Annotated in this window: 13 protein-coding genes and 1 pseudogene; 4 read left to right on the plus strand and 10 right to left on the minus strand. The window is 71.8% G+C overall.

Annotated elements, in window-relative coordinates:
- Positions 1–37 precede the first annotated feature (37 nt).
- Positions 38–850: an SURF1 family protein gene (locus ADK55_RS08930; RefSeq protein WP_053676935.1), complete on the plus strand. Its 813-nt coding sequence runs from the start codon at positions 38–40 to the stop codon at positions 848–850.
- Here the strand turns inward: ADK55_RS08930 and ADK55_RS08935 are convergent.
- The 7 genes from ADK55_RS08935 to ADK55_RS08965 all read right to left on the minus strand — a co-directional run bounded on the left by ADK55_RS08935 (position 822) and on the right by ADK55_RS08965 (position 7,025).
- Positions 822–1,919: a hypothetical protein gene (locus tag ADK55_RS08935; protein WP_053676936.1), complete on the minus strand. Its 1,098-nt coding sequence runs from the start codon at positions 1,917–1,919 to the stop codon at positions 822–824. The two genes, ADK55_RS08930 and ADK55_RS08935, sit on opposite strands and share 29 nt — an antisense overlap.
- Positions 1,916–2,467, minus strand: coding sequence for a SigE family RNA polymerase sigma factor (locus ADK55_RS39670; RefSeq protein WP_053676978.1), 552 nt, complete (start codon positions 2,465–2,467; stop codon positions 1,916–1,918). The genes ADK55_RS08935 and ADK55_RS39670 overlap by 4 nt, the downstream gene beginning before the upstream one ends.
- Positions 2,468–2,903: 436 nt before the next feature.
- Entirely contained in the window at positions 2,904–3,980 is a 1,077-nt protein-coding gene (locus tag ADK55_RS08945; protein ID WP_053676937.1) for an aspartate-semialdehyde dehydrogenase, read from the minus strand.
- Positions 3,977–5,251, minus strand: a complete 1,275-nt coding sequence (locus ADK55_RS08950) for an aspartate kinase (protein ID WP_053676938.1) — start codon at positions 5,249–5,251, stop codon at positions 3,977–3,979. Before ADK55_RS08950 ends, ADK55_RS08945 begins: the two co-directional genes overlap by 4 nt.
- Positions 5,252–5,343: 92 nt before the next feature.
- Positions 5,344–6,030, minus strand: a complete 687-nt coding sequence (locus ADK55_RS08955) for a DUF5063 domain-containing protein (RefSeq protein ID WP_053676939.1) — start codon at positions 6,028–6,030, stop codon at positions 5,344–5,346.
- Entirely contained in the window at positions 6,023–6,622 is a 600-nt protein-coding gene (gene recR / locus ADK55_RS08960) for a recombination mediator RecR (RefSeq protein ID WP_053676940.1), read from the minus strand. Before recR ends, ADK55_RS08955 begins: the two co-directional genes overlap by 8 nt.
- Positions 6,623–6,680: 58 nt before the next feature.
- Positions 6,681–7,025 (minus strand): YbaB/EbfC family nucleoid-associated protein, encoded by a 345-nt coding sequence (locus ADK55_RS08965; RefSeq protein ID WP_078998671.1) that lies wholly within the window; start codon positions 7,023–7,025, stop codon positions 6,681–6,683.
- 255 nt (positions 7,026–7,280) lie between these two features.
- On the opposite strand from ADK55_RS08965, the gene ADK55_RS08970 reads away from it, so the two are divergent.
- Positions 7,281–8,006: an SLATT domain-containing protein gene (locus tag ADK55_RS08970; protein ID WP_199826477.1), complete on the plus strand. Its 726-nt coding sequence runs from the start codon at positions 7,281–7,283 to the stop codon at positions 8,004–8,006.
- Between the two features lie 119 nt (positions 8,007–8,125).
- On the opposite strand, the gene ADK55_RS08975 is transcribed toward ADK55_RS08970, so the two are convergent.
- From ADK55_RS08975 to ADK55_RS08985, 3 genes are all read right to left on the minus strand, one after another.
- Positions 8,126–8,776: a hypothetical protein gene (locus tag ADK55_RS08975; protein ID WP_053676943.1), complete on the minus strand. Its 651-nt coding sequence runs from the start codon at positions 8,774–8,776 to the stop codon at positions 8,126–8,128.
- 158 nt (positions 8,777–8,934) lie between these two features.
- Positions 8,935–9,600 carry a GntR family transcriptional regulator gene (locus ADK55_RS08980; RefSeq protein WP_053676944.1) on the minus strand — a complete coding sequence of 222 codons (666 nt, stop codon included), beginning with the start codon at positions 9,598–9,600 and terminating at the stop codon, positions 8,935–8,937.
- A 123-nt stretch (positions 9,601–9,723) separates the two neighbouring features.
- On the minus strand, positions 9,724–11,076 hold the full coding sequence (locus ADK55_RS08985) for an aspartate aminotransferase family protein (RefSeq protein ID WP_053676945.1): 1,353 nt from the start codon (positions 11,074–11,076) through the stop codon (positions 9,724–9,726).
- Positions 11,077–11,357: 281 nt separating this feature from the next.
- Between ADK55_RS08985 and ADK55_RS08990 the strand changes: the two genes are divergently transcribed.
- Both ADK55_RS08990 and ADK55_RS36175 read left to right on the plus strand, forming a co-directional pair.
- A complete protein-coding gene (locus tag ADK55_RS08990) occupies positions 11,358–11,987 on the plus strand; it encodes a DJ-1/PfpI family protein (protein ID WP_053676946.1) in 630 nt (209 codons plus the stop codon).
- A pseudogene (locus tag ADK55_RS36175) lies at positions 11,980–12,540 on the plus strand (MarR family winged helix-turn-helix transcriptional regulator); the annotation flags it as partial. The gene ADK55_RS08990 and the pseudogene ADK55_RS36175, both read left to right, overlap by 8 nt.
- Between the last annotated feature and the right edge of the window lie 24 nt (positions 12,541–12,564).

Below are 12,564 nucleotides of genomic sequence, written 5' to 3' on the forward strand. Positions count from 1 at the left end.
CAGCCGATGACCGGTGCACCCCCCGTACCGTGGTGGGGTGCACCGGTTTCTCCTGACCCCGCGCTGGTGGGGGATCAACGTCTTCGTCGCGCTCGGCGTCCCCTTCTGCCTGTTCATGGGGACCTGGCAGCTCGGCCGGTTCGAGGACCGCGTCGACACCCATCGGGAGGCGTCCTCCGCACGGCCCGCCGAGCGGGCGGCCGCGCCGCTGGACTCGCTGCTGCCGGTGGACACCGAGACCTCCGGCCGGCCGGCCTCGGTGTCGGGTGTGTACGGGCGGCAGTTGCTCGTCCCGGAACGGCAGCTCGACGGGAAGTCCGGCTTCTACGTCCTGACCCTGCTGAAGACCGACTCCGGCAAGGCCGTCCCCGTGGTCCGGGGCTGGCTCCCGGGCACCGCGGACCCGGCGAAGGCGCCGGCCGCGCCGGGCGGGCGGGTCGAGGTGACCGGGGCGCTCCAGGCGTCGGAGAACTCCGGGACCAAGGGCGTGTACTCCCAGGGCGGTCTGCCGGCCGGTCAGCTCGGGGTGATCGGTGCGGCGACGCTCGTCAACATGGTGCAGGAGCCGCTGTACGACGCCTGGCTGACGGTGCAGACCCCGTCGGACGGGATGGTCGCGGTGCCCGCGAAGGCGCCGACCAACACCGGGCTGGACCTCAAGGCCTTCCAGAACCTCGGTTACACCGGCGAGTGGTTCGTCTTCGCCGCGTTCGTGCTCTTCATGTGGTTCCGGCTCTACCGGCGCGAGGTGGAGACCCTGCGGGACACGGAGGCGGGCCTGCTGCCGGCGGAGCCGGTCGCCGCGGAACCGGCCCCCGCCGCTACCGCGTCGACGCCCCCAGCGCGATAGCGCCCGTCCGGTAGACCGTCCCGCCGCAGGCGTCGGGGATCGTCGTCTGCGTGGTCGGAGCCCCCGCCTCGGGGGTGTGGGACACGGCCACGCCCGCCGGGTCCGCGCCGGCGCCGCCGTTCACCGGGTCCGAGGCCGCCGCCCCGTCGGCGCCGGCGCCCTGGGTGCCGGCCGGCGGCTCGCCCGTACCGCCCGCCGGGGGCCTGCCCGTGGGTCCGGCGGATGCCGCCGGACAGGACTGGGCCGAGGGCACCCAGGCGAACCGCACCTCGTACGCGGCGTTCGGTTCGAGGACCACCGAGGCGGACTCGACGGCCGGATCGGGCAGCAGTTCGCTCGCCGGGTCCCCGGCGGTGTGGCTGAGCACGGTGACCCCGGAGCCCTGCGCGGGCGGGGCCGACCTCGCCACGGAGGCGGCGGTGACGGTGTCCGGGCCGGTGACCGTGCAGTCCCGGCCGGAGACGTTGGTGACCTTGAAACTGCCGTACACCTTGCCGTCGGCCCGGGGGGCGCGGGCGCTGCCCAGCACCCCCAGCTGGTCGGCGGAGCAGCCGGGCACCGCGCCGGCCGCGCCCACCGGGGGCCGCGGGGTGATGTCCGAACCGCTCGCGGCGCCGGCGGAGGCCGTGCCGGACGGGCCTGCCACGACGCTGTCGGACGGGGAGTCGCTCGGCCTCGGGGACGGTGTGCCGCCGGCGGTCTGGCCGGCCCCCGGATGGAAGGTGGGCTGGGCGGCGGACTTGCCCGAGCCGTTCTGGTGCGGGTCGGAGGTGCCCCCGTTGGCGCCGTCCTGCTGTTGCCCGTGTCCGGCCATGGTGGAGTGGTCCGTGGCGGAGCCCTGGGCTCCGGTCAGGTGCAGGGCGGTCGGGACGGCCGCCCCGGCGAGTACGGCCGCGGCGGCGGCGCAGACGAGGACCTGCCGTTTGCGGGCCCGGCGCGCGGGGACGGCGTACCGCAGTCGCTCCAGCGCTCCCTCGGACGGCTCCAGGTCTTGGACGGCTCCGCTCAGCAGGCTTCGCAGCACCTGTTCGTCGGCGCCTTCGGCGTCGTTCTTCCGGTCGTCCATCATGACTGCGCAGCCTCCATCGCCACCCGCAGCGCGGCAATGCCCCGCGATCCGTACGCCTTCACCGAGCCGAGCGATATGCCGAGCGTCTCGGCGACCTGAACCTCCGTCATGTCCGCGAAGTAGCGCAGCACGAGCACCTCGCGCTGGCGTCGTTGGAGCCCCCGCATGGACTTGATCAGGTCGTCCCGTTCCAGTTGGTCGTAGGCGCCCTCTTCCGCGCTGGCCATGTCCGGCATCGGCTTGGACAGCAGCTTCAGGCCGAGGATGCGGCGGCGCAGCGCGGAACGGGAGAGGTTGACGACGGTCTGGCGCAGGTAGGCCAGGGTCTTGTCGCGGTCCCGGACCCGGTTGCGGGCCGAGTGGACGCGGATGAAGGCCTCTTGGACCACGTCCTCGCAGGAGGCGGTGTCGTCGAGGAGCAGTGCGGCCAGGCCCAGGAGGGAGCGGTAGTGGGCCTGGTACGTCTCGGTGAGGTGGTCCACGGTGGTGCCGGCCACGACCACCTTCTCGGTGTCCGTGCCCGCGGCGTCCGGGTCCGCCGGGCCGATCCGCGCGGTGTCCGGCTCGACCGCGTTCGGGGCGCCCTTGTTCGCGGTGTCGGCGGCGGTGTCGCTCCCGGGGGCGCCGGCGCTATCCCGGGGTGAGGGCACGCGGCCGCCCCGGGTCGGTACGACGGACGGCGTGGGCGTCGCCGCGCCCACCGGCGGAACGGGCACGATCACAGGAAGGCCGCCGGGCACGTCCGATCGCCGGCGCGGGGGAATGATCCCGGTACGCACCGGTATGACGGTGAAGTCGAGCAATGCCTCTGCCACGCCAGTTGGACACGCGTCCCCCCGTCAGGGTTGTACGCGCGAGCCAGAGTTTCCGGCAATATCCCCATTGCGCTCATGCGTACCCGCTCTTCCCGGTTGCCCCATTTATCCAGGCGGCAGTCGGGCCATCACCTTGATCAAGGGATCGACACCGATCCTACAAAGCGAATTACGCAAATTCACCCGCAATCAGTTCCGAGATCTGCGTCGCATTCAGGGCCGCACCTTTGCGGAGATTGTCCGCACAAACGAAGAACTCCAGGGCCCGCGGGTCGTCGAGCGAGGCCCGCACCCGTCCCACCCAGGCCGGATCCGTGCCGGCCGCGTCCACGGGAGTGGGGAACTCCCCCGCGGCGGGCTCGTCCACCAGGACCACCCCGGGCGCCGCCTCCAGGATCTCCCGCGCGTGCGCGGCGTCCACCTCGCGCTCGAACCGGGCCCGCACCGACAGGGAGTGCCCGGTCACCACCGGGACCTGTACGCAGGTCACCGCGATCGGCAGGTCGGCGAGGTCGAGGATCCGCCGGGTCTCCGCCCGTACGGCCAGCTCGTGCGAGGACCAACCGTCCTCGCGCAGCTCACCGGACCAGGGCACCACGTTCAGGGCGAGCGGGGCCGCGAAGGGGCCGGTGTCCTCGCCCACGGCACGGCGCACGTCCCCGGGCTGTTCCCCCAGGGAGGTCCCCGCCACCAGCGACACCTGGCGGCGCAACGCCTCGGATCCGCCCCGGCCCGCGGCGCTCGCGGCCTGGTACGAGGAGACGACCAGGTCGGCCAGCCCGTACTCGGCGTGCAGCGCGCCCAGCGCGGCGATCATCGAGGCGGTCACGCAGTCCGGGCCCGCCACGATGCCGCGCGGCCGCATCCGTACGGCGTGGCCGTTCACCTCGGGCACCACCAGCGGCACCTCGGGGTCGTCCCGGAAGGCGGGCGACTGGTCCACGGCCACCGCGCCGCGCGTGGTGACGACGGGCGCCCAGCGCGCCGACACGTGGGCCGGGGTCAGGAAGATCACGACGTCGCCCGGGCCGAGGCCGTCGAAGGCGTCCTCGGTGAGGGCGAGCACCTCGATCTCCTCCCCGCGCACGGCCAGCACACGGCCGGCCGAGCGGTGGGAGGCGATCAGGCGGATGTCGCCCCAGACGTCGGCCCGCTGGGACAGGATCCCGAGCAGGACCGAACCGACCGCTCCGGTCGCCCCGACCACGGCGAGTGCCGGTGCCGGGGTCGACCGGATCGGCATCATCGTCCGGTGCCCCCGTAGATGACGGCCTCGTCGCTGTCGGAGTCGAGACCGAAGGCCGTGTGCACGGCGCGGACGGCCTCGTTGACGTCGTCCTGGCGAGTGACGACCGAGATGCGGATCTCCGAGGTGGAGATCAGCTCGATGTTCACGCCCGCGTCGGACAGGGCCTGGAAGAACGAGGCGGTGACGCCCGGGTTGGTCTTCATGCCCGCGCCGACCAGGGAGATCTTGCCGATCTGGTCGTCGTAGCGCAGGGACTCGAAGCCGATCGCGCCCTTCGCCTTCTCCAGGGCGTCGATGGCCTTGTGGCCCTCGGTCTTGGGGAGGGTGAAGGAGATGTCCGTCAGGCCCGTGGAGGCGGCGGACACGTTCTGCACGATCATGTCGATGTTGATCTCGGCGTCCGCGATGGCGCGGAAGATCGCCGCGGCCTCGCCCGGCTTGTCCGGAACGCCTACGACCGTGATCTTGGCTTCGGAGACGTCATGAGCGACTCCGGAGATGATGGCGTGCTCCACCGGCTCGTCCCCTTGCGGATTCTCGTTGCTGACCCAGGTGCCCGGCAGTCCGGAGAAGGACGACCGGACGTGGATCGGGATGTCGTAGCGGCGTGCGTACTCGACGCAGCGGTGCAGCAGCACCTTGGAACCGGAGGCCGCCAGCTCCAGCATGTCCTCGGAGGAGATCCAGTCGATCTTCCTGGCCTTCTTCACGACGCGGGGGTCCGCGGTGAAGACGCCGTCGACATCGGTGTAGATCTCGCAGACCTCGGCGTCGAGCGCCGCGGCGAGCGCCACGGCGGTCGTGTCCGAGCCGCCCCGTCCGAGGGTGGTGATGTCCTTGCTGTCCGCCGACACGCCCTGGAAACCGGCGACGATGGCGATGTTGCCCTCGTCCAGCGCGGTGCGGATACGACCCGGCGTGACATCGATGATGCGTGCTTTGTTGTGCACCGAGTCGGTGATGACACCTGCCTGGCTGCCCGTGAACGACTGGGCCTCGTGGCCCAGGTTTTTGATCGCCATGGCCAGCAGGGCCATGGAGATCCGCTCTCCGGCGGTCAGCAGCATGTCGAATTCGCGGCCGGCAGGCATCGGGGACACCTGCTCGGCGAGATCGATCAGCTCGTCCGTCGTGTCGCCCATCGCGGAAACCACGACGACCACCTGGTGGCCGTTCTTCTTGGCATCCACGATTCGCTTGGCGACACGCTTGATGCCTTCGGCATCCGCTACGGAGGAACCTCCGTACTTCTGCACGACAAGGCCCACGTGCGCTCCTCGCTCAGTCCGTCTCATTGCTGGTGCAGTCTAACGAGCGGCCGCGATCCGACCGCTTCGTACCACATCATGAGACTAAACGATCAAAGAATGGGTTCGCTCGCGCCGCGGGCCCGCTTGCCGCCCAGACCCAGCGGACCTGCGATTTCCTCGACCATCACCCGCCCCGCCTGCTCCGCGAGATCCTCCTCGGTCAGGTCCTCGTCGGTGTCCAGACCGTCGAGCTCCTCCAGCGGCTGGTCCAGCCGTACGTGGGCCACGAGCGACTGGAGCGCGCGCAGGGTCGCCGAGGCCGTCGAGCCCCAGTTGGAGAAGTACGAGAACTGCCACCACCACAGCGCCTCGGTCGTCCGGCCCGCCCGGTAGTGCGCCAACCCGTGCCGCAGGTCGGCGACCACGTCCGCCAGGTCGTCGGAGATCCGGTGCGCGACCGGGGCCTTGCGCGGCTCGTACGGGTCGAAGACCTCGGAGTACACGTCGACCGGGTCCAGCATGTACGCGAACCGCTCGCGCAGCTCGTCCACGTCCGGCTCCGGCCCGAGGTCCGGCTCGTAACGCTCGTCGGGCAGGACGTCCTGGTACGCGCCCAGCCTGCCGCCCGCCAGCAGCAGCTGCGAAACCTCCAGGAGGAGGAAGGGCACGGCGCTGTCCGGGTCCTCGCCCTTGGCCACCTCGGTGACCGCGACGATGAAGGACTCGATCTGGTCCGCGATCTGGACCGCGAAGTCGTCCGGATCCTGGCCCAGGGCGTGCAGCGTTGCGTCAGACATCGAGAAGTCGCCTTCCTTCAAAGGCCCGCCCCAGCGTGACCTCGTCCGCGTACTCCAGATCTCCCCCGACGGGGAGCCCGCTGGCCAGGCGGGTGACCTTCAGGCCCATGGGCTTGATCATGCGGGCGAGGTAGGTGGCGGTCGCCTCGCCCTCCAGGTTCGGGTCCGTGGCCAGGATCAGCTCGGTCACCGTGCCGTCCGCCAGGCGCGTCAGCAGCTCACGGATCCGCAGGTCGTCCGGACCGACGCCCTCGATCGGGCTGATCGCCCCGCCGAGTACGTGGTACTTGCCCCGGAACTCGCGGGTCCGCTCGACCGCGACGACGTCCTTGGGCTCCTCCACGACACAGATGACCGTCGTGTCGCGGCGGGGGTCACGGCAGATCCCGCACCGCTCCTCCTGCGCCACGTTCCCGCACACCGCACAGAAGCGGACCTTGTCCTTCACTTCGAGCAGCGCGTGCGCGAGGCGACGGACGTCGGTGGGTTCCGCCTGCAGGATGTGGAAGGCGATCCGCTGCGCGCTCTTGGGCCCGACGCCGGGCAGCCTGCCCAGTTCGTCGATCAGGTCCTGGACCACGCCTTCGTACAACGGACTGCCTTCTTTCGCTGTGGGGTTTCACGGTCCGGCCGCGAGGGCCGGAAAGGGTCTAGAACGGCAGGCCCGGAATGCCGCTGCCGCCGCCCAGACCCGCGGTCAGGGGGCCCAGTTTCTCCTGCTGGAGCGCCTGGGCGTTCTCGTTGGCCGCCTGGACCGCCGCGACCACCAGGTCGGCGAGGGTCTCGGTGTCCGAGGGGTCCACGGCCTTCGGGTCGATCACGAGCGCGCGCAGCTCACCGGAACCGTTGACGGTGGCCTTCACCAGGCCACCGCCCGCCTGTCCCTCGACCTCGGCCTCGGCCAACGCCTCCTGGGCCGCGGCGAGGTCCTGCTGCATCTTCTGGGCCTGCTGGAGCAGCTGCTGCATGTCGGGCTGGCCACCACCGGAAATCACAGGGCACTCACTCCACACCTTGGGAACGCTTGGTCAATCCGAGCCTACGTGCTCCCCGCGCGGCGCGCCCTACGCCGTGAGGACCAACTCTTTCGAGTGAGAGACGGGGGGCGCGCGTACCTGATGGAGACCTCCTTGCGAGCGGAAAACCCGGGATTCGTCGTCCATCGCGTGTCATTCGAAGGTAGGAAGAGCATGCGCACCATTGCGCACACGCGCACCACGACACGTCAGCGCAGGCAGAGGGAGTGCCCGGTGAGTCAGCCGGAGATGCAGCCCGAGGGGCCACCCCGGGATCCCGCAGAGGACGGCGACCTGACCGGGCGACCGTTCCCTCTCGGGGACTGGGGCGAGCCCGCCGAGCGGCTCGACGAGCTCTACCGACGGGTCGAGGCGGATGCGCTGCGCACCGCCGAGTGGTATCTGGCCGACCGGGCGTGGAAGCGGCGGGGTGCCCGTGCCCTGCGGGCCGGCGCCGCGGCGGGAGCCGTGACGGGTGCCGCCATGCCACTGCTGGAGCTGACGGGCTCGGCGCCGGGCGCGTCCTCGTACGGGTACCTGTGCCTGCTGCTGGCCGCCGCCTGCCTGGCCTGCGACCGGTTCTTCGGTCTGACCTCGGGGTGGATGCGGGACGTCGCCACGGCCCAGGCCGTGCAGCGGCGACTCCAGGCGCTGCAGTTCGACTGGGCCTCGGAGAACGTGCGGGAGGTGCTGGGCCCCACGGAGGGCACGGCGAGCGAGGCGGCGGAGCGGTGCCTGACGGTGCTGCGGCGCTTCTCGGAGGACGTCACGGATCTGGTCCGCTCGGAGACGGCGGACTGGATGGTGGAGTTCCGGGCCGGACCGGCGCCGCTGGTGATGCAATCCCTGACCACGTCCCCGGCCCGTACCGACCCGGGCGTCCCGGCCGCTCGGTTCCCGCTCCCGCCGGGCACCCGCCCGAACATGCCCCGCCAGCGGCCGCCGGAGCAGCCCCGCTGAGAACGGGGGCCCGCCCCGGCGGACGGGTCGGGTCGGGTCGGGACAACCACAGGCCACTGGCCACTGGCCGCCCGGTCGCGCCGGTCGCCGGTCACGGGTCACTGACCGCCGGTCGCCGGTCAGCTGAAGATGATCATCGAGCCCTGGCCCAGGCTGCGCGTCGCCGCCGCGTGCAACCCCAGCCACACGTGTCGCTCCCGCGCGAACGGACTGTCGTCGTACGGGATCGGCCCGGCGGGCTCCTCCAGGGACGTCGGCCGCCCCGGCGGAGCGGGCGCCGCCGGCGGGTTCCCCGGGTCTATCCCGATCGCGGGAGCGACCAGGGCCAGCTCCCGCAGCAGCCCCTGGGCGGATCCCAGCGGGCCGCCCCCGGCCAGCAGCTCCTCGTTGGCCAGCGGAGCCGCGAAGTCCACCGGCACGTACGCACCCGCGTGGTCGTAGTGCCACACCAGGTGCGACTGCTGCGCCGTCGACTCGAACATCTCCAGGAGTTGCTCGTAGTCCCCGCCCAGCTCGTCCACCGGGGTCACCGGCAGTCCGCAGATCTGGAGCAGGTACGCCCTCCGCAGGAAGTGCAGGGCGTCGTAGTCGAAACCGGCCACCGGCGCGACGTCGCCGGAGAGCCCCGGCATGTACGCGAACACGGGCACGGACGGAAGTCCCGCCGCACCCAACGCCTTGTCGTACGAGGCGATCTCTTCCGCGAAGGGGTTGTCGGGGCTGTGGCACAGCACGTCGACAAGGGGAACCAGCCACAGGTCACAGGCCACTCGGGCTCCGATCAGTCGTTGCCGCCGATTCCGCCAGCGTAGTGCGCCGGACACGCTCAGCGAAGGGGTCCGCAGAACCTGCGGCCTCCGCCGACCCTGCGCCGGGCCCGGGCGCCGGGCCCGGCGCGCCCGGCGCGGCCACGGTCCGGCGGGGGCGGCTACAGTCCGGCCGCCCAGTCCAGGCCGTGTTGGTTGTACGCGTGCACGAGTCGGCGCACCTCCGTCGCGTCCGCCCGCGTGACCGCCTCCACCAGTTCGCGGTGGCCGTCCCACAGGGCGCTGCGCATGTCCGGCGCGCCTTGGAGGTGGGGGACGGAGAAGACCCAGCACTGCACGCGTATCCGGTGCAGGAACTCGGATATGTAGGTGTTGCCGACCAGCCCGCTCAACTCCCGCCAGAAGCGCAGGTCGTAGCCGATCAGCACTTCGAGCGAACCGCTCTGCGCGGCCCGTCGCGCCTCTTCGCCCCGGCGTCGCACGGAGACGAGCATCTCGCCCGCCCCGGGTCCGGTGCCGCGTTCGACGAGCCGGCGGAATATCCCGTCCACGATCAGCATCCGGGCCTCGATCATGCCCCGGAAGTCGTCGACGGAGTAGGTCCGGACCCGGAACCCCCGGTGTTGCACGGACTCCAACAGCCCCTGCGCCGAGAGGTCGACGAGCGCCTCGCGCACCGGGGTCGCGGAGACCTCGTACTGCTCGGCGATCTGCTTGACCGTGAACTCGGTCCCCGGGGGCAGGCGTCCCGCCAGCACCTCGTCACGCAGCGCGTCCGCGATCTGCCGGCGAAGTGTGTTGCGGGTGACAGCTCCGCTGCCTGGCATAGGGGTCCGTCTCCTCCGTAGAACTTCGGACACCTTAGGCCAGGCAGCGCGGCCGAAACCGAACGGTTTGTGGCCGGTATACGGATATGACGCCCGATATCCGGACGACCTCCGTCCGCATCCCTACGCGTCGACCGCGTGCCGGTCGGCCACCTCGAGCGCCGCGTCCAGCAGGGCCAGACCCTCCTTGGCCTCGGTTTCCGTGATCGTGCACGGAGGCACGACATGTGTCCGGTTCATGTTGACAAAAGGCCACAGACCGGACGCCTTGCAGGCGGCCGCGAACTCGGCCATCGGCGCGTTGTCCGCACCGGCCGCGTTGTACGGAACCAGCGGCTCCCGCGTCGACTTGTCCCGTACGAGCTCCAGCGCCCAGAACGCGCCCAGCCCCCGGACCTCCCCGACCGAGGGGTGCCGCTCGGCCATCTCGGCGAGCGCCGGTCCGATCACCCGCTCCCCGATCCGGGCGGCGTTCCCGACGACGTCCTCCTCCTCCATCGCGTTGATCGTCGCGACGGCGGCGGCGCAGGCCAGGGGGTGGCCGGAGTACGTCAGACCGCCCGGGTAGGGGCGTGTGGCGAAAGTCTCGGCGATGGCGGCCGAGATGGCCACGCCACCGAGCGGCACGTAGCCGCTGTTCACGCCCTTGGCGAAGGTGATCAGGTCGGGGGTGACGTCCCAGTGGTCGGCGGCGAACCACTTGCCGGTCCTGCCGAAGCCCGACATGACCTCGTCGAGGATGAAGACGATGCCGTTGCGGTCGCAGAGCTCGCGGACGCCGGCCAGGTACCCCGGCGGCGGGGTCATGATCCCGGCGGTGCCGGGGACGCTCTCCAGGATGATCGCGGCGATGGTCGCCGGGCCCTCGAAGGCGATGGTGTCGGCGAGGTGGGTCAGGGCGCGGGCGCACTCCTCGGCCTCGGTGGTGGCGTGGAAGGGCGAGCGGTAGAGGAACGGACCCCAGAAGTGCACGACGCCGGCCGCGGCGGTGTCCGAGGGCCAGCGGCGCGGGTCGCCGGTGAGGTTGATCGCGGCGGCCGTGGCCCCGTGGTAGGAGCGGTAGGTGGACAGCACCTTCTGACGGCCGGTGTGCAGCCGGGCCATGCGTACGGCGTTCTCCACGGCCTCGGCGCCGCCGTTGGTGAAGAAGATCTTGTCGAGGTCGCCGGGGGTCCGCTCGGCGATGAGGCGTGCGGCCTCGGAGCGGACGTCGACGGCGAAGCCGGGCGCGAGGGTGCAGAGCCGGGCGGCCTGCTCCTGGATCGCGGCGACGACCTTGGGGTGCTGGTGGCCGATGTTGGTGTTCACCAGTTGGGAGGAGAAGTCGAGGAAGCGGTTGCCGTCGTAGTCCCAGAAGTACGACCCCTCGGCCCCGGCAATGGCGAGCGGGTCGATCAGGGCCTGGGCGGACCAGGAGTGGAAGACGTGGGCGCGGTCGGCGGCCTTGACGGAGGCGCCGGTGACATGAGGGGTCATGCGGTCACGCTAGAAGTGCGCAGGTGGGGAGGGATATCGGCGGACTGTATGGGGGTGGGGGTCGCCCCTCGGCAGTCTGTCTGCACCGGACCGGGACCCGTTGACAGCATGCTGTCGTCATGACAGGATTCTGTCGTGTTGTGGGGGTGACGGTCGAAGAGCGACCGCCCGCCCTCGGGTAACGGACCATCCGCCCTCGGGTGACGGACCGCCCGCCCTCGCACCGCAGGACATCGAGCACCTCGTACAGGCACGCACACCCACACACGGAGGCGAGCACCATGAGCGAGACCCCGCGCAAGCCCGTCCACCTCGCGGTCTACGACACGTACGCGGACTGGGAGACCGGCCACACCACCGCGCACCTCACCCAGCGCGGCCACGAGGTCCGCACGGTCGGCGCCACAGCCGACACTCCGGTCACCACCATGGGCGGCCTCCGCGTCCTGCCCGATCAGGCCCTCGCCGACCTGCGCCCCGAGGACTCCTCCCTGCTCATCCTCACGGGGGCGGCGCTCTGGGACACCGGGGACGAGCTGGCGCCGTTCGCGGCGAAGGCCCGCGAGTTCCTGGCGGCCGGGGTCCCGGTCGCGGCGATCTGCGGAGCCACCGCGGGCCTCGCCCGGGCCGGCCTGCTGGACGGCCGCCCGCACACCAGCGGAGCCGCCGAGTACCTGGGGGCGCAGCCCGGGTACGGGGGCGGCGCGAACTACGTCGAGGCCGACGCGGTCACGGACGGCGACCTGATCACGGCGGGCCCGACCGAGCCGGTGGCCTTCGCCCGCGAGGTGTTCGCCCGGCTGGACGTGTACAAGCCCGATGTACTGGACGCCTGGTACCGGCTCTTCCACGACTCGGACGCGAGCGCGTTCCCGGTTCTGATGGCGGCGGCGGAAGCCGGCGATGCCTGAGTCGATGCCCGGGCGGGAGTCGGTGCCCGAGTCGGTGCCCGGGCGGGAGTCGGTGCCCGGGCAGGAGGAGGCGGCAGTGGGCGGGGCCGGGGCGGCGGCCGAGGGGCTTTCCGGGCGCGCCCGGCAGGACCTGCTGAGCCGTACGGCGCTCGGGGTGTTCCGGCTGAACGGCCAGTTCCTCGCCGTCTCGGAGGAACTGGCCCGCCCGGCCGGCTTGACCGCGGCCCGCTGGCAGGTCCTGGGCGCGGTGCTCCGGGAGCCACTGCCCGTCGCGGGCATCGCCCGGACCATGGGCATCACCCGCCAGAGCGTCCAGCGCGTCGCGGACCTGTTGGCGGCGGGCGGCCTCGCGGAATACGTCCCCAACCCGGCCCACCGGCGGGCGAAGTTGCTGCGTCCGACGGAGGCCGGTCGGGCCGCCATCGCGCGCATCGCCCCGGGCCACGCCACCCTGGCCGCCCGACTCGCCGCCGAACTGGGCGAGTCCGCCTTCGCGGAGACGGCCCGCGTCCTCGAACGCCTGGCGGCAGCCCTGGACACCCTCGGCGATCCCGCGGACGGGGAGGCCGGGTTCGGG

This window comes from Streptomyces sp. WM4235, from assembly GCF_001279725.1.
In the GTDB taxonomy this organism is placed as follows: domain Bacteria; phylum Actinomycetota; class Actinomycetes; order Streptomycetales; family Streptomycetaceae; genus Streptomyces.

Excerpts from the sequence above, each read along its gene's own strand:
- ADK55_RS08985 (WP_053676945.1), bottom strand. The coding sequence starts at position 11,076 with ATGACCCCTCATGTCACCGGCGCCTCCGTCAAGGCCGCCGACCGCGCC.
- ADK55_RS08945 (WP_053676937.1), bottom strand. The coding sequence starts at position 3,980 with ATGATGCCGATCCGGTCGACCCCGGCACCGGCACTCGCCGTGGTCGGG.
- ADK55_RS08955 (WP_053676939.1), bottom strand. The coding sequence starts at position 6,030 with ATGTCTGACGCAACGCTGCACGCCCTGGGCCAGGATCCGGACGACTTC.
- ADK55_RS08935 (WP_053676936.1), bottom strand. The coding sequence starts at position 1,919 with ATGATGGACGACCGGAAGAACGACGCCGAAGGCGCCGACGAACAGGTG.
- ADK55_RS08990 (WP_053676946.1), top strand. The coding sequence starts at position 11,358 with ATGAGCGAGACCCCGCGCAAGCCCGTCCACCTCGCGGTCTACGACACG.
- ADK55_RS08980 (WP_053676944.1), bottom strand. The coding sequence starts at position 9,600 with ATGCCAGGCAGCGGAGCTGTCACCCGCAACACACTTCGCCGGCAGATC.